This is a genomic window from Pseudarthrobacter xylosi, assembly GCF_055412765.1.
In genome coordinates, this window is record NZ_JBVAYT010000001.1 from 94,383 (window position 1) to 109,846 (window position 15,464).

General features: G+C 64.9%; 20 protein-coding genes. 8 read left to right on the top strand and 12 right to left on the bottom strand.

Annotated elements, in window-relative coordinates:
* Position 1: 1 nt before the first annotated feature.
* The 5 genes from ACZY1F_RS00450 to ACZY1F_RS00470 form a co-directional block, all read right to left on the bottom strand.
* Positions 2-466, bottom strand: a complete 465-nt coding sequence (locus ACZY1F_RS00450) for a hypothetical protein (protein WP_463939699.1) — start codon at positions 464-466, stop codon at positions 2-4.
* Positions 463-1,119, bottom strand: a complete 657-nt coding sequence (locus ACZY1F_RS00455; protein ID WP_463939700.1) for a signal peptidase I — start codon at positions 1,117-1,119, stop codon at positions 463-465. The genes ACZY1F_RS00450 and ACZY1F_RS00455 overlap by 4 nt, the downstream gene beginning before the upstream one ends.
* Complete coding sequence (locus ACZY1F_RS00460; protein ID WP_463939701.1) at positions 1,106-1,714, bottom strand: SipW-dependent-type signal peptide-containing protein; 609 nt, start codon at positions 1,712-1,714, stop codon at positions 1,106-1,108. Before ACZY1F_RS00460 ends, ACZY1F_RS00455 begins: the two co-directional genes overlap by 14 nt.
* Before the next feature lie 67 nt (positions 1,715-1,781).
* Entirely contained in the window at positions 1,782-2,321 is a 540-nt protein-coding gene (locus tag ACZY1F_RS00465) for an alternate-type signal peptide domain-containing protein (RefSeq protein ID WP_463939702.1), read from the bottom strand.
* Positions 2,322-2,532: 211 nt separating this feature from the next.
* Positions 2,533-3,750: an MFS transporter gene (locus ACZY1F_RS00470; RefSeq protein WP_463939703.1), complete on the bottom strand. Its 1,218-nt coding sequence runs from the start codon at positions 3,748-3,750 to the stop codon at positions 2,533-2,535.
* A gap of 121 nt (positions 3,751-3,871) precedes the next feature.
* Between ACZY1F_RS00470 and ACZY1F_RS00475 the strand changes: the two genes are divergently transcribed.
* The gene (locus tag ACZY1F_RS00475; RefSeq protein ID WP_463939704.1) at positions 3,872-4,213 is read left to right on the top strand and encodes a hypothetical protein; all 342 of its coding nucleotides are present in this window, start codon (positions 3,872-3,874) and stop codon (positions 4,211-4,213) included.
* A 107-nt stretch (positions 4,214-4,320) separates the two neighbouring features.
* Here the strand turns inward: ACZY1F_RS00475 and ACZY1F_RS00480 are convergent, their stop codons facing one another.
* Positions 4,321-4,656, bottom strand: coding sequence for a hypothetical protein (locus ACZY1F_RS00480; RefSeq protein WP_463915696.1), 336 nt, complete (start codon positions 4,654-4,656; stop codon positions 4,321-4,323).
* 342 nt (positions 4,657-4,998) lie between these two features.
* On the opposite strand from ACZY1F_RS00480, the gene ACZY1F_RS00485 reads away from it, so the two are divergent.
* Positions 4,999-5,625 (top strand): hypothetical protein, encoded by a 627-nt coding sequence (locus tag ACZY1F_RS00485; RefSeq protein WP_463939705.1) that lies wholly within the window; start codon positions 4,999-5,001, stop codon positions 5,623-5,625.
* 28 nt (positions 5,626-5,653) lie between these two features.
* Complete coding sequence (locus tag ACZY1F_RS00490; protein WP_463939706.1) at positions 5,654-8,104, top strand: S26 family signal peptidase; 2,451 nt, start codon at positions 5,654-5,656, stop codon at positions 8,102-8,104.
* A 68-nt stretch (positions 8,105-8,172) separates the two neighbouring features.
* Here ACZY1F_RS00490 and ACZY1F_RS00495 read toward each other — a convergent pair whose 3' ends face one another.
* The 3 genes from ACZY1F_RS00495 to ACZY1F_RS00505 all read right to left on the bottom strand — a co-directional run bounded on the left by ACZY1F_RS00495 (position 8,173) and on the right by ACZY1F_RS00505 (position 9,985).
* The gene (locus ACZY1F_RS00495; RefSeq protein ID WP_463939707.1) at positions 8,173-9,420 is read right to left on the bottom strand and encodes a type II toxin-antitoxin system HipA family toxin; all 1,248 of its coding nucleotides are present in this window, start codon (positions 9,418-9,420) and stop codon (positions 8,173-8,175) included.
* Positions 9,417-9,674, bottom strand: a complete 258-nt coding sequence (locus ACZY1F_RS00500; protein WP_463939708.1) for a helix-turn-helix transcriptional regulator — start codon at positions 9,672-9,674, stop codon at positions 9,417-9,419. The genes ACZY1F_RS00495 and ACZY1F_RS00500 overlap by 4 nt, the downstream gene beginning before the upstream one ends.
* A gap of 104 nt (positions 9,675-9,778) precedes the next feature.
* Positions 9,779-9,985 (bottom strand): hypothetical protein, encoded by a 207-nt coding sequence (locus tag ACZY1F_RS00505; protein ID WP_463939709.1) that lies wholly within the window; start codon positions 9,983-9,985, stop codon positions 9,779-9,781.
* A gap of 99 nt (positions 9,986-10,084) precedes the next feature.
* Here ACZY1F_RS00505 and ACZY1F_RS00510 point away from each other — a divergent pair, with 99 nt between their 5' ends.
* The 3 genes from ACZY1F_RS00510 (at position 10,085) to ACZY1F_RS00520 (ending at position 11,819) form a co-directional block, all read left to right on the top strand.
* On the top strand, positions 10,085-10,837 hold the full coding sequence (locus ACZY1F_RS00510; RefSeq protein ID WP_463939710.1) for an SDR family oxidoreductase: 753 nt from the start codon (positions 10,085-10,087) through the stop codon (positions 10,835-10,837).
* 256 nt (positions 10,838-11,093) lie between these two features.
* Entirely contained in the window at positions 11,094-11,498 is a 405-nt protein-coding gene (locus ACZY1F_RS00515; protein WP_463939712.1) for a YidH family protein, read from the top strand.
* A 3-nt stretch (positions 11,499-11,501) separates the two neighbouring features.
* A complete protein-coding gene (locus ACZY1F_RS00520) occupies positions 11,502-11,819 on the top strand; it encodes a DUF202 domain-containing protein (protein ID WP_463939713.1) in 318 nt (105 codons plus the stop codon).
* A gap of 95 nt (positions 11,820-11,914) precedes the next feature.
* Here the strand turns inward: ACZY1F_RS00520 and ACZY1F_RS00525 are convergent, their stop codons facing one another.
* Positions 11,915-13,189 (bottom strand): MinD/ParA family ATP-binding protein, encoded by a 1,275-nt coding sequence (locus ACZY1F_RS00525; RefSeq protein ID WP_463939714.1) that lies wholly within the window; start codon positions 13,187-13,189, stop codon positions 11,915-11,917.
* 341 nt (positions 13,190-13,530) lie between these two features.
* Complete coding sequence (locus tag ACZY1F_RS00530; RefSeq protein ID WP_463939715.1) at positions 13,531-13,668, bottom strand: hypothetical protein; 138 nt, start codon at positions 13,666-13,668, stop codon at positions 13,531-13,533.
* Between the two features lie 568 nt (positions 13,669-14,236).
* Between ACZY1F_RS00530 and ACZY1F_RS00535 the strand changes: the two genes are divergently transcribed.
* Complete coding sequence (locus tag ACZY1F_RS00535; RefSeq protein ID WP_463939716.1) at positions 14,237-14,500, top strand: GlsB/YeaQ/YmgE family stress response membrane protein; 264 nt, start codon at positions 14,237-14,239, stop codon at positions 14,498-14,500.
* Positions 14,501-14,542: 42 nt separating this feature from the next.
* On the opposite strand, the gene ACZY1F_RS00540 is transcribed toward ACZY1F_RS00535, so the two are convergent.
* Positions 14,543-14,839: an antibiotic biosynthesis monooxygenase family protein gene (locus ACZY1F_RS00540; RefSeq protein WP_463939717.1), complete on the bottom strand. Its 297-nt coding sequence runs from the start codon at positions 14,837-14,839 to the stop codon at positions 14,543-14,545.
* Between the two features lie 121 nt (positions 14,840-14,960).
* On the opposite strand from ACZY1F_RS00540, the gene ACZY1F_RS00545 reads away from it, so the two are divergent.
* Entirely contained in the window at positions 14,961-15,314 is a 354-nt protein-coding gene (locus ACZY1F_RS00545) for a hypothetical protein (protein WP_463939718.1), read from the top strand.
* The last annotated feature ends 150 nt before the right edge of the window (positions 15,315-15,464 follow it).

A 15,464-nucleotide genomic window follows, 5' to 3' on the forward strand; every position in this document is an offset into this window, starting at 1 on the left:
TCTAGCAGGTGATTCCGCTGTTACCGGGACCGATGTCGAACCTCAGCTCAGCCGAAATTGATGGACTGCCGACGTAGCTGGCGACCACACGTACGTTGATCAAGCCTGATGGCCTGCTGGTGAAAATGGGACTGTTGTCAAGATCAATGAGCACAGTTCCGGGAGTCGCCAGAGTCGGACCGACTTGCGTCGGCAGAAGTGGCGTGCCGTCAGTCGCCACCGCGAAGTAGGTCAGTTGGGTGGGTGCGTTCGAAACCGTCACATTCATTTTCGGCTTCTTCTTATCCGTGGAACCACAAGTGACCGCGATCGTGGACCAGGTCCCGTTGGCAGTCACCGTCATCGTGGCCGTGGCCGACTGCTGCCAGAGGGCTGAGGCAGCAGTCCCACCCACGCCCAAGAGGACAGTCAGTACGAAAGCTCCGATTGCCAGCGTGGCACCCGGCACCCGGGCGAACCGTTTCACGCGGAGGCCTCGCCGTCAGCATTCTGCGAGCGGCCGCGGCCCCGGATTCCCTTGACCACCAATAACGCGCCGTAGCCAATCAGGCCGGCGGCGCCGAGCGTCACCCAGGTGCTGCGGTCGGCGTTGCCCAGGGCGTTGGCCGCGTAGCCAACATGCGGAACGGCATAGAACAGCTTGCCTTTGACCTGCAACTCGCGGACGGGCTCAGGATCGTTGAATCCGTTGTTGTCGCCCTTGGTGACGAGGGTCTTCTCACCCTCCTGTGTCGCGCCGAAGCCGACGATCCGGTGCGTTTCAACTTCGGGACGGCCCGAGTACATCTGGAAGGTGACAACGTCGCCGTACTTCAGGTCATCGAAATCAACGGGCTTCACTACGAGGAAGGTCCCTGGCGGGAAATTCGGCGCCATGGAATTCGTCAGCACCGTGTAGGTTGTGGAGCCCGTGGCCCTGGGAACCACAATGAGCACCAGCGCTGCGAAAACGGCGATCATCAGGACCACGAGGTTCAGGACCTTGCCACCAGCAGCGAGTGTGCTGCGGCGCTTCGGTGCGGCATCGCGGCCCTTGCGGGTGCGGGCCGCTTCGGCCGGTTGGTCGTCGGAGGTCGTATCAACCGCCTGGTCAACCGGCATCATCTCAAGCGCAGCCACTTGGCACCCCGCAAAGCTGGCGGGCTGTGAGCGGAAGGCTGATGTTCACGGCTTGGCCTTTCAATAGGATGGAAGTGGAGGAGCTGAGGCTGACCTGGAAGCACAATACGATGTTTGCCGCCTTGGGTACGGCGCCGGAGGTGATTCCCGGCGCCGTTAGCGGCGCGTATCCGGTCGGAGTGCTGCATTCTGCGACGGCGGAGGCGAACTTTGCGCCCACCGTGACGAACTGCGCCAGGACCCCGAGTCCGACGTTCGTTACCGTAGCCGGTTCCGCGGTGATGCTTGTGCTGAACGTTCCGCCGGCGTTGGAGTTGTTGCCAACCACAAGGCTGGCGTACACGGGTGTTCCCGGTGCGAGCGATGTGGCCTGGCCGAGGTTGATGGTGGCGGGGCCTCCGGGCAGGGTCATGTTGGTCACCTGCCCGGAGGGAGTAGCGCTGAGGCTGACATCGAAGGAAGCCGAGGAAACGGATCCCGGAGCTGTGGAAGTGCTGGCGTTCCACAAAGCGTAGGTGCCCTGCACTGTCAGGAGTCCAAGGACCACCGCTGCTGCGATCAGTACACCGGCTCGCAGCGTCCGCGGGATCCGCATTGTTCCTCCTGCTCCGTATCCAATGCTGTCCTGGCGGCTGGCCGCTCAGCCAGCCGCCATCTTCAGACTAGAGCAGGCCGGACTGGGTGACCTGGGTCAGCTGGAACGCAACGGTGTTGAAGTTGTAGGTTGCGTTCACGTCCGCCCTGGCAGTAGTGGAGGACTTGAATTCAAAGCTGATGGTTGCGGTGACCGTCTGGGTCCCGGCGGAGGCTACGAGCGGGTTCGTGACCGGAGTTACTCCGACGGACAGTGCCACCGGGGAAACCGTGACATTCGCGGCAGTGAATCCGCTGGTTTCCGTGACGCCGGTGGTGGCAACATTCGCGGCCATCTTGTTGCCGCGGAGCGTGACCGCCAGGTCCTGGGTGAAAGTGAGCTTGTCGCCCGGAACTACCTTGTAGGTGGCGATGTCGATCGTGGCGCCGTTCCGGTCCTTCCAGACGCCCGCGGTGGTGTTCACTACGTTGAGGTCGCCGGCAACGATGGTGCCCGGCGTCGCCGTAGCTGCCGCGTTCCAGTTGGCCAGCGTTCCGCCGCCGCCCAGCAACAGTGCTGCGCCCAGGGCGATGGCGGCAGATCCCTTGATCAGTGTGCTGTTCTTCATGGTGTGTCCCCTCAGACTTTTGCGTGCTTGGCTGTCTTGCTGAAAACAACAATGCACGTCCTAAATCAGGACTTAAGGGGGAAATTCGTCAAGGTTTCCTCAAGATATTCCATGCTGGTTACAAGCGTCTGACCTGCAGTTTCTTCGTACATGCCCGCTTTTCGACCGACGGAATATAGGCAATCGAAGTTAGTAACTCCAGTCAATCAAGTTAGTAATTCCGCCGGTGCTTCAGCCGCGGCAGCACAACCGCGAACACACCGGCCGCTGCGAATCCCAGGAGACCAGTGGCCGAGACCCCCGCACCCAGGGTAAAGAGCGCCGTCACGCCGGAGAGCAGCACGGGCCCGCCGGTGGACCCTGCATCGGCGATGAACCGCCACAGTCCCAGGAACTGGCCGCGGCCGCGGTCGGGTGAGAAGTCGGCGCCGAGGGTCATGATCAGCCCGGAGCTGATGCCGTTGCCGAAGCCGATCAGCAGTGACGCCAACAGCAGCCCTCCGAAGGACGCAGAGAGAGGAATCAGCAGCATCGCGATGCCCATGATGATGGTGGACGGGATGGCCACGAAGAGCCTGCCGCGCCGGTCCATTGCCTTGCCGGCCGGGTAGAACACCAGCATGTCGATCGCTCCGGACAGCCCGTAGATCACGGACGCCTGGGCCGGATCCATGCCCAAGTGCTCCGCCCACAACGGGATGACCACCTGGCGGGACGCGCGCAGTGCGCTGAGCAGCAGGACCCCAACTCCCAGCGTCAGGAAGACGCGGGCATGCGAAACCGCCACGTTCCGCAGCGTCGGCTCCGGACCCTTGTGGCCGCCGTCGGGCGCTGGCGGGACCACCAGATCCGGGATGGTGACCGCCAAAACGGCGGCCGCAGCCATGCCCACTACCCCCACCCAGTACGCTCCGGCGATCCCGGCGAACTGCATCACGCCGGCACCAAGGAACGGCCCGATGAAGATGCCGATCCTGCTGACCCCGCCCAGCGTTGACAGCGCCCGCGCCCGGAACTGGACGGGCACGGCCTCGGTGAGGTACTTCTGCCGGGCCAGGCTGAAGACGCTTGCGGCCATTCCGACGACGATCATCGCCACCGCCAACAGCCACAGTCCGTTGGGGATCAGGGATGACATCGCGGCGGCCGCGAGTGCCAAGGCACCCACTGCGGCGGCTCCGACGATGGACCAGCGTTCGCCGAACTTGAGCGTGATGAGGGAAGCGGGAAGGTTGAAGAACCACGAGCCGAGCCCGATCAGCGTGACGATCAGCGCGGAGACAGCTACTGACGCGCCGAGGTCGCGGGCGGAGAGGACCACCACAGGAAGGACCGCGCCTTCGCCGATGCAGAACAGCAGCGCCGGCCCGAACGCGGGTATGGCGATGCTTCGGAAACTGAACGGCGGTGGGGTTCCTGGCGAAGTCATCAGATTTATCTTATGCCCGCCAAAAATTGCCCAGCATTCAGGGGGTCACAAGCGGCCGCCTGAGGACTAACGTTTGCCTTGTGGGGCACTTCCGCCTGCCCCTCACAGCCAAGGAGGTCTCATGGGTGAAGTGTGGATCCGCACCATCAACAACGGATTGGTCCGGGCCGACAAAGTCACGGAAATCGCGTCCACCCGGGGGTCTCTGCATGAGGACCATGGTTTTGCGCTGAAGGTCATTGTGGACGGCAAGGCCCACGTGGTCATTGACGACGGCGATCTTCCGGGCACGCTTCCCGAACGGCTGGAGCACGCGCAGCACCTGGAGGATGCGCTGCTGTTCGCCCTCGACGAGGCCCGCGAAGCCGAGGCATCCACGGTGGTCTTCTTCGCTCCGGAGAGCGACCGCTGGGCCCTCGCCGCTGCGGCGGAACTCGCCGGCGGGCTTCCCGCCGTCGGTTAAGCCGCGGCTAACTCCCGACGGCGGCCCTCCACCAAAGCGCGAACGTACAGTTAAGGCCCCTCGAAACAGGGCCCCAAGTGTACGTTCGCGCTAACTGGGTGCGCGGGTCACGCGGCGTGGCTGAACTCGGTGGCCTTGGCGGTGGCGCGGCGGGGCGCCAGGATGCTCAGCGTGCAGTGGGTCTGCTGCGGGTCAATCCTGGTGGGCAGGTGATGCGTCTCGGAACAGGCCTGAAGCTGCCGGAGCGCTTCGGGATCAACGCGGGCGTTCCGCATGTCCAATTCCAGGTCCAGGTTGTGCTTCAAAGCGTTGGCGCGTTTCACCACAACGTAGAGGGCCTGGATGCTGTGAATAGTGACGTGGCCCTTGGCGAGAACCTGGGCCTTAGCGTGGTCGAGATCTACACGAACAAGAATGCTGAGCTTTTCGGACAAGATGATCATGCCTTCCTTGCGTGGCTGCGACGCTGCAGCCGGGGAGGCCGCGACGCTGCGGCCAATGGCCGCGCCTCTGCAGCCTCATTCAGGTTAGGCGGCGAATGTGATCTGCGCAACACCAGGGTTTCACTGTGTCGGAGCAGGCCGCGAGAGTCATTAACTAGACAAATTTTGTAAATTTGTTTTGCGAAAACAGTGAAGTTAATGACAATTTGGCTTAATGGCTTTTCAGACTGCTGTAGTCTGCGAGGTGTCATTGCTTTGGGGACCAGCGGGACGCTCGAAAATGGATTCGCTGGACAGACCGGGCAGCAAAACACGATTGGTCCTAAAGCAAAGGTCTCAGCCATGAAAACCCCCTCCTCACGTACGCGTAAAATCGCCCTGTTTGCCGCCGGTCCGCTGGCCATCCTGGTTGCCGGCGGCATGGTGTGGCAGGGCTCGCAGGCCGCGTTCACGGCCTCCACCCGCAACTCCGGCAGCTCGTGGGCCACCGGCAACGTGACCCTCACCGACGATGACCTGGGCGCAGCCGCGTTCACCGTGGAGAACATCGTCCCCGGCCAGACGGGCCAGAAATGCATCGTGGTCACGTCCCAGTCCAACGTCCCGGGCGAGGTCAGGGCCTACACGCAGAACCTCATCACCTCGAAGAGCTTGGAGAACAAGATATTCTTCGACCTGGAGCGGGGCACCGGTGGTTCGTTCAATGACTGCACCGGTTTCACCCCCGTCTCCAACACCGTCCCCGAACTCCCCCTCTCCACGCTGGCCGCGGTCAACCGTGACTTCGCCACCGGAGGCGCCTCGTGGGAGACCGCGGGAACCCCGGGGGAAAAGGTCAGCTACCGCGGCACCTGGCGGTTCGACACCACGGGCCTGAGCCAGGAAGACATCAACGCCCTGCAGGGTGCCCGCGTGGGCATCGACCTCGTCTGGGAGCTCCAGTCGGACGCGTCCCCGGTCGCGCCGTAGCCGGGAAGCTGGGACATAAAGTAAACCTGTGAACCGGGAGGAACCCGGGTCCGCCCGGGATTCCTCCTGGTGGGGCCCGCTGTTTTCCGCTGACGGCTGGGCCCTTTTTGTGGCGTCCAGCCTGTCGCGGCTGTATCTGGGTGTGGTGCTCAGCCTGGCCCTGATTGCGGTGCTTCCTGCACTGCTGGGCTGGCACGGCACGGTGGTCCAGAGCGGTTCGATGGAGCCGCACATCAGTGCGGGCGACGTTGTCCTCGCGGCCTCGTTCGGAACCGACCAGAAGGTTCCGGTTGGCGGCGTGGTCGAGTTCACCAGCCCGGCGGAGGCCGAGCCGAGCGGCGTGGAAAAGACCCGCCTGCACCGGATCGTGGCCGAGAACCCGGACGGCACCTTCGTCACGGCAGGCGACGCCAACGCCGAGTTGGACAGCACTCCGCTGGACCGCGGGCAAATCACGGGCCAGGCCCGGCTCCTCATTCCATCAATCGGGCTGCCCGGTTTGTGGCTGGGCCTGGGCAACCTTCCGGCCTTGGCCCTGTGGTCACTGCTGACGCTGCTCGCCGTCGCCGCCGCCCTTTTCGGCGGGCGTCCCGCAGAGACAGAAGAACAGACGGACGACGGCGGCACTCCCCCGGCGTCATCCGTCTCCCGCCTGCAGCGCATCCGCACCGGCAGCGCCCTGGGCATCGTCGCGGCGTTAGCTGTCCTGGTCATCGCCGGCGCGGCAGCCTTCTCCTCGGCGGCCTTCACCGCCACCACGGCCAACGCCGCCAACACCTTCGGCACAGCCGCCGACTGGAATCCACCCACCGTGAGCCTGGCCAACCCCGGAGCCACCGTCAAGGGCACCGTCGCCCTCACGGCAGCAGCTACAGACGCCGAATCGGGCATTCGCAACGTCACCATCCAATACCAGCCTGCCGGGGCCAGCACGTGGACCACACTCTGCACACCCGTCAGCCAGGCCTACACCTGCAGCTGGAACACCGCCACCGTAACCGACGGCAGCTACAGCCTCCGCGCCACCGCAACCGACAACGCAGGCTTCACCACCACTTCGGCCGTTGTCGAAACACGGGTCGCCAACACCTTCGCCGTCGTACTCACCGATCCAGGTGAGATCCAGCGGGGCTCGGTCACTTTGTCCACCACGCTGTTCAGCCCGCCCGGCATCATCAGCGCCGTCCGCGTGGAATACTCCGCGGCCGGGGCCAACAAGTGGAACACCCTCTGCATGGCGCTGACAGCTCCGTACAACTGCACCTGGGCCACAGGCGCCTTCGCCAATGGCGAGTATGACCTCCGCGCCGTGGCAGTCTCCGGCCTGAGCAGCACGTACTCCGAAACGCTGACGGACGTCATGGTGGATAACGCGGCGCCTGCGGACAGCATGGTGGACCCAGGGACACCGCTCAGCGGTACCCGGACCTTCACGGCCACCGCGACGGACGCCCACTCTGGCATCGCCCAAGTGCAGCTCCAGTACGCCCGGACCGGCACCAGCACCTGGCTGCCGCTCTGCACCGCAGACGTGGAACCGTACTCCTGCCGCTTCGATACCACCTCACTGACCACCACCAGTGCCAGCTACAGCTTCCGTGCGGTGGCCACCGATGCCGCGGGCAACAGCACCGTCTCGGCAGCCGTCGCCAACCGCGTGGTGGACAACACGGTGTCCTCGGTTTCGGTCGAGGACCCGGGCGCCTACCTGACCGGCACGGTCACCCTGAACGCAGCGGCCAACTCCACGGCGGGCATCGGGAGCGTCCGGATCCAGACGTCGCCGGCCGGCACCAACACGTGGACCACCCGCTGCACGCTCGCCTCGTCCCCGCTGAACTGCGCGTGGAACACCTCAACAGTGCCGGACGGTCTTTACGATTTCCGCGCAATCCTCACCGACGGCGCCGGCAAGGACACCGTCTCCGCCGTCGTGAGCAGCCGGCGCGTGGACAACAGCCCGCTGCGCGCAACGGATATCCAGGCGGCCAACGGTTCGGGCGCGGTCGGGAAGCTGAGTGCCGGGGACACGCTCAGTTTCACCTACAGCCAGCAGGTCAACCTCGCCACGGTCACGCCGGGCTGGGCAGGCGCAGCGTTGCCGGTGACGGTGCGGCTGCGCGACGGCAACGTGTCCGGCGTAGGCACGGGCAACAACGGCGACACCCTGGACGTCCAGCGGACCGGCAGCACCGTCAACCTGGGGTCCGTGAACACCAAGGGCAACTTCGCCAAGAACCGCAAGACGGCCACGCTGAACGCCACCATGACCGCGGCCACCGTGACAGTTGCCGGGGTGCCGCGCACGGTGGTGACGGTTACTCTGGGCACTGTGGCCAGCGGCAGCGGCAGCCTGCGCACCTCGTCCACGGCGGTGGCCATGGTGTGGAGCCCGACGTCGTCCGTCACCAGCAGCGCGGGCGTCGCCTCCTCCACGGCCCCGGCCACCGAGACGGGGACACTGGACCGGGACTTCTGACGGATCCGGATGCTTGAGCCCGTTCCCGGTGGTTGAGCCTGTCGAAACCCAAGCTCAACCACCGGAGCTCAGCTCAGGGTCCGGCGGGCTGTTCCACCGTTCAGCAGGTCGGCAGCCCGGGCAGAGACCAACTCACCCAGGAATCCAATACTGCCCCCCAGGCCTATGCTGGCGGCTGCTCCGGCCACGGCTTCCAGGGCAGCAGCAGCGGTAGTCCTGGCGTCATCTGCGTCCAGGCCCCAGACGGCGCCTTCACGGACGATATGGTCCAGGGTCAGATGATTCAGCCTTGCCTGCCCGCCCAGCGTGTGGCCTGCGTTGACGCTGGGCGCGTAGAGCAGCTGTGTGGGTGCCACGTCGTACAGGGGGGCGAGCAGCACCTCGCCGCCGTCGCGGATGAGCAGCGAATAGTTCTTGGAGTGCGCGTCGCCATTGCCGATGACGAGGTTGAAGGTCACGGCCCGAAGCAGATCGCGCCGGAATGCGTCGTCGTCGCGGGTATGCGGCGCCACCGCCGCTACGAGCGTGGTGAGCCGGGACGGCGGCGCCGTGGTCCCCTCGTACTTGGCGCTGCTGGCCAGTGCTAGTGCCTGGGTGAAGTCTTCCTGGTGGAGTCGGCCACCGCCTTGGGTCCGGTCGTAACGGGTGACGACGATCGCCTGGCGGGTGCCGAAGGTTTCCAGCCGGGACTCGGCGGCCGGCAGGCTTGCCGCTGCCGCCACTTTCAGCGCCCAGTCCTCCGCCTCGAGCAGATGCGGAATAGGCGAGTCCAGCGGCTCGGGCTTGATGATATGGGTGGATACGGCTCCCCGGCCCGGCCATGCCCAGCCCTCGCCGTGGCGGCTCAGCAAGACCTTGGACTGGATGCCGCCCAGCGAAGCCGTGATCGCAAAGTCCTCCGGCAGGTCCCAGGTGGGCAACGCTTCGACCACGTTGGTGACCTCCACATCGGTCATCGGGATGGCGTCGGCTTGCCCGTCAGGTGACGTACCTTCGGGCACCGCTTGGACGGCTCCGGCACAGTCAGCCCCGAGAATCGTCAGCAGACCCAGGGCGTCCGGAGTGGAGAGCCCGTTCTCCGATGCCAGATGCGAACGGACCTGCCCTTCCGGCAACAGCCCATCAAAGTAGTTGAACACAGAGGTGCCGGTGATCTTCTTGCGGGTGACCGGCAAAGACAGGGAGAGGAGGATCGACGAAGCGCCGTATTCGGCGATGATCTCGGGGTCGTACTGGAACGCCAGTCGCAAGGATGACCCGGAGAGAACACCGATATGGCGTCCGTGCAGATACACGTCAAGGCTTTGGCGCTTCACTGTTTAACCTGCAGCCTGGCGAAACGGGGAACCAGTGCAACGTCACGGCCCACCGCACGGATGGCGTTCATGGCGATGACGCTGGACACGGGCTCGCCGTGTTCGAGCCTGACGATGGTTCCCCGGGTGACGCCCAGTTTCTCGGCGACGGCCTGCTGGGTCAGTCCTGCTTCCTTGCGGGCGTCCGCGATCGACCGGCCAAGGGATGCCGCATCGACTGCCCTGTAGAAACTGGTCGCCTCAGAATGTTCCATATAACGATCATATGGCTTCACAACGTGAATGTTCAATAACTTGAACATTCGCGGTCTTGCATCAATTGTTCGATATAACGAACATGTCAGACCCCGGCACCACTTCAGCGAGTGCCGGACATCCTCCCCAGGACCTTCCGCAGCGACTCACGCAGGAGGCCAAAACCGGAGCCAGGCGCAATAACGGCGACCTTCCGGCTGACACCCTCCTGGTCCAGGTCCCCAATCAAGGCAATCAGGTCGTGGATTTCCTGCTCGCTAGGCCGGGCCCGCCGGCGCCGCCGCACTCTTCGGTAATTGCCTCGCTCCATGGTCCGAGACTAGGGACGGACAGCAGGCCCGCACACGAGTACGCACTACCTGACTTCAGTGCCACCGGCCACTTGCGGGAAGCGCAATAGGATCTGAGCATGCATATTGCCGTTCCAGGAGGTACCGGGGCCGTTGGCCACCATGTCGTCGCCATTGCCAGGGAGCGCGGACACCGGGTGACCAGCCTGACCCGGTCAGAAGGCGTGGATCTGTCCACGGGCCGGGGGCTGCAGGAAGCCCTGCACGGTGTGGACACCGTTGTTGATGTCTCCGGGATCCAGACGCTTTCCACCAGGAAGGCCGTGGACTTTTTCACCGCCGCCACCCGGAACCTGCTCGCAGCTGAGGTGGCGGTTCAGTGCAGGCACCATGTTGCGCTCTCGATCGTGGGCATCGACAGGGCTGCTTCGGGCCTGTATGCCGGGAAACTCGCGCAGGAGGATGCCGTCCGGCACGGCGAGGTGCCGTGGACCATCCTGCGGTCCACGCAGTTCCACGAGTTTGTGCCAATGGCCATCAACGCCGCCTCGATTGGCCCGGTGGTCCTGGTTCCACAGATGACCACCCAGCCGGTCGCGGCGCGGGAAGTTGCTGAGGCGTTGGTGGACGCGGCAGAACAGGGTCCCCGCGGGCGGGTTGCCGATCTTGGCGGTCCCCGTCGGGAGCAGCTCGCGGATCTGGTCCGCGACTACCTGCGCAAATCCGGGCAGCGCAAGCTGGTGGTGAAGGTCCCGGCTCCGGGCGCGATGGGTCTGGCCATGCGTCGTGGTGACCTGGTCCCGTCGGTTGGCGCCGCCGTCGGACGCCAGACGTTCCACGAGTGGCTGGAGACCGGTGGTCCTGCTAACTAGTGGCGTTGCCTGTGGCGCATAACCGCCGCCGCGAGCCCCATGGTGCCCATCAGGGATCCGAGGATGATTGCCAGGCCTGTGAGGTATTCAAGAATGGTCATCGTTGACGCACCTTTCATATGGCTGATGCGTTGACGCTAGTTATTGATGCTCAGGATCAGCCAAAGATGGCCGGGTGAATTCACGAAAGATTCCGCGCTGCGTCACGGACCCGTACTGATCGCAACCGCCCGGCACCATCCCTAGACTGAGACCTGTGCCTACACTCCCCGAGCCCTCATCCGGTGCCGCGCCGACGCCGCGCGGCTGGCTGGCCCGCAAGCTCTTGCCGGGAGGTACCGAACCGGACCCCCGGTTCACCCTGGCCAACGAGCGCACGTTCCTGGCCTGGATCAGGACGTCACTGGCGTTCCTGGCCGGTGGTATAGCCATCGAGGCGTTTGCCGGCGGGCTGTTCAGCGGACCCATCCGGGAGGGGCTGTCCGTCCTTCTCCTTGTCCTGGGCATGCTGATCAGCGCGGGCGCGTCCGTCAGATGGCTCAGGGTGGAGCGAAGCATGCGGGCCGGAACACCTCTCCCGCTGCCCCTGCTGGTTCCGCTGCTGGCCCTCGGCGGCGCCATCGCCGCCGCCCTCGTCATTTTTCTGATCCTGGCGGGCTGACCCGTGTCCGTGCATTCGGACCCGGGGCTCCAGCCCGAACGAACCGTCATGGCCTGGGGCCGCACATTGCTGGCCCTGCTCACCGTCAGCGCCATTTTCCTGCGCTGGCTGCCCACTCACGGGCCGCTGGTTCTAGCCCTCATGGCCGCGGCAGTGGTCACGGCCGGTGGCATCTTCGCCACCCAACGGATCCGGTACCGGCGTAGCTCCCGGGGCATTAACGCCGAAAATCTCCACGCCGATGCCGGCGGTGTCCTCGCCTTGTCCGCAGGAGTGGTCCTGCTCGGTGCCGCCAGCCTCGCCGCTACGCTGACGTTCTAAACGCCCACACAAAAGTAGGTAGCAGCACATGTCGTTTTGAGGGCTCAAAACGACATGTGCTGCTACCTAGTTGGGGGAAGGCGGCAGCGGGAGCGCTACCGGTACCCGTCCACAATCGACGCCGCGATTTCCTTGTACGCCCGCCGGGTCTCCGGCTTCAGCACGTCCAGGGTGACCAGGTCGCCATCGGCCACTCCCCTGTCATGAGGGACGGCGATCAGCTGGCGGCAGATCCCGGCGAGGTGTTCCTCGATGGCGTCCTTGTCCACGCGGGAGGAGACTTCGTCCTTGTCCGTGATGACCACAATGGCGTTCCGGGCCAGGTCCTCGTAGCCGTGGCTCGCCAGCCAGTGCAGGGTGCTGCGGGCACGCTTGGCCCCGCTCACCGCGTACCCCGCGGCGATGATGATGTTGTCCGCCGACTGCAGGATCCCGCTCATCGCATTGTGCGTCACGCCGGTGCCGCAGTCGGTCAGGGCCACGGAGTAGTAGTTGGAGATGAGCTTGCGGATCCGCAGGTACTCGGCGGCCGTGAGCGAGTCCGAGACCTCCGGGTCCTGCTCCCCCGCGATCAGGTGCAGCCGGCCGGCATGGTGCATGTACCGGGCCAGCGCGGTGAGCGAGTCAACACCCTCGATGTTCGCCAGCAGGTCGGTGATGGTGCGCGGGCTGGCCTGCTGGTAGATCCCTTCACCGAGCGCGCGCTCCACGAGGTCGCCGGAGTCCGGGTTGGCGTCGATGGCGCAGGGCGGGTCGCCGCGGAATTCGGCCAGCGTCAGGCCCACGCCCACCGTGGTGGAGGTTTTGCCGATGCCGCCCTTGAGGCTGAGCACGGCGGTGTTGAAACTGCCCTGCAGCTGGCGGGAGATGCGGCGGCCCAGTTCGTCTTCCTCGCGCTGCTTGGCGCCGGGACCCAGGTTCCAGGCGCCGCCCGTGAGCGAGTAGAGGGCGCCGCGGACGCCGCCCACCGGCCGCGGTTTCTGTTCGCGCACGAACAGGCCCGGGGAGCTGATGAAGTCCGGCATGGGGCTGTCGGCGATGACGTCCGCCGCAGTGGGGCGGACGCGCCGGAACGCCGGCGTCGGTGCTTCCTCAGGAACGTACGACGACGGCGGCGCGGCTTCGTCGCCGTCGTACCCCACTGCGGGGGTGCCTGAGTCCGTCGCGGCCGGCTGCGGTGCCACCTGCGGCTGGGCGGTGACCGGCGGCCTCGCGGGCCGGCGCGTGGGCGCCGGGACAGAGGTGATGGGGGCCGAAGGTGCGGGCGTGGCTTGGTCGGCGGCGGCCGCCGCTTCCGCCCAGGAACTGCGGCGCGGAACGGGAGTGCTGGCGTTGGGGGTGTTGGAGAGATCTGGCGTTACGGCTGGCATGGTTCCTGTCTGGGCATCCGAAAGGGCACCGTCGGCGCGACGGAGGTCACGGCGTCGCCGGGGCGGTTGCGGTAGGCCTGCATCTTCTGCGATGGGGCGTGCGGTCTGATCCGCCGGATCGGGCATGTCTGTCCCCCCAGGACTTTCGGCACAAGGTTCTGCGGCACTTTGCGGACTGATTCAATCTGTAAGTCTAAGCGCTGGGGTGGAATTGCGAGGTCAGCCGCGGGTGAGCGCGGCCATAACAACGCCGGCGGTGAGGACCAGAAGCACGGCCAGAATGGTGTAGGCCTGCCATTTGGGGCGGCCCTTGTGCGGGTTGATGTCGTTATAGGGCATGGCTAGCTGCGGTTACTCCTCGTGGCGGTCACGCGCACTGCGCGTCGCTTTCGGCGCAGCACGTGGTACATCGCATAGAAGGGAACCAGCAGTGTGCCCAACAGGGCGCACAGCGCCAGGACATAGTCAACGAGAGCCACAACGGTCTCCGAGCGTTAGCAGTGATTCCCATGCGATCAGAGGTCACGCTATCGGTTGGTCAGTCTACTTACAAGTCACATCCCGGGGCGCCCGCCCGCAGCCATCAGTCACCGGTTGAGCGCCAGCATCACCACTGCTGCCGCGGCCACTGCCAGCCCGGCCAGCGAAGTGTAGGACATCGCCTGAAACCTGCGACGGCGGAGCTCGCTCCGGGAGTCGCGCGCGGATTGTGTGCCCCATACTCACCCATCCCCGAGGCTATATACACACCCTCGAGGCTTGACCAAGTCACGCCGGATATGACAGTTCGTCTGCCATTCATATGTCCGAGCCGTCCAAGCCGTAGCCGGTCGCGCCCATGCCACCAACAGCAGGTAGGCGGACGGGTTCTCGATGCAGCGGGCCAGCGTGAGGCCTTGGCCTGTGTTAACGAGGCGAGTCATTGGGCTTGGCCAAGATTTTTGCAAGGTGATGGAACTCGGATCCTTGCCAGATGCTAAGCATGCTGATTGAATCGTGCTCATAGCGTCATCACGGCGCTGATGGTCCTTTGGAAGGATGTGCGTCATGGGAATTCTCGGATTTCTTCTGCTCGGCCTGATTGCGGGAGCCATCGCTAAAGCCATACTCCCCGGCCGGCAAGGCGGGGGCTGGCTGATCACCCTGGTTCTGGGCGTCGTCGGAGCGATCCTCGGCGGATGGATTGGCTCACTGATCTTCGGCGGAGGCCTCGCGGAATTCTTCGACCTCAGGACCTGGCTGCTGGCCATTCTTGGCGCTCTCATTGTCCTGGGAATCTACGGGGCCGTGACCCGCAAGAGCCACGTCTGACCAGACGGCCAGGGGCTGCCGGTAGACCGCGGAACTCAGGCGCTACAGAACAACAACGCGCTCGTAGTGCTCCACGGTGGGAAACGGCGAATAGAAATGATGGAGCAGAGCGCGCCATTCCTGGTACTCGGCCGATCCCCGGAAACCCTTGGTATGGTCCTCCAGCCGAGCCCATTCCACCAGCAGCAGGTACGTGGATGGGTTCTCGATGCAGCGAGACAGCGTGAGGCCCTGGAATCCCGGCATGGAGCCAATGATCGATTTCGCTTTGCCAAAAGCGGTCTCGAATTCCTCCTCCATGCCGGGACGGACGGACAGCAGTGCATGTTCGGTAATCACCCAATAATCATGCCTGAGGTCTCACCCGAAACTGCCCAGATGAGAGCGGGTCCGTGGGAGGACCCGTTGGACTTCGCCGGAGGCAATGCTAAGTTCAAAGTGGCATACATCACCACGGTAGATGAATCCCCTTTCGCCCGCCCATTGCGGCAATGACGGCAGGCTGACGCTGCACTCCATCACGGCCGCCAGCCCGCCCTCGTACGTCCTCGTGGAGGTGGGATATTCCTGCGGGCAGATGCTGCTGCTGTTGCCGCAGTCCTTAGCCGACTCCACAGCCCACCAGGCGTCCTGGTTCGGCGGCCACTACGTCCACTGTGGGCAGCCGATGCAACGGCTCGGCTCGGAGGTGCGGCAGCTCAGCGCCCCAGGATTTTCGGCCGGCCCACCGGAGGAGGCTTTCGGCGGGCACGTGACGGCAAGGGTCCTGCGCTGTTCCTGCGGCTTCCAGATGGACGTGCTTGACCAAGAGTGAACGACGACGGCGGGAGAGTCGGTGCCGCCGTCGCGGCGAAGTGACCCAGGCCCGCGAGGCGACCTCCATGGAGCGCCCGCGCACGAGCGGACGGAGAGCAATAGAAGCAGTATGGGCGGCCGATACCAATCTGCGATTTTGGCATCAGCG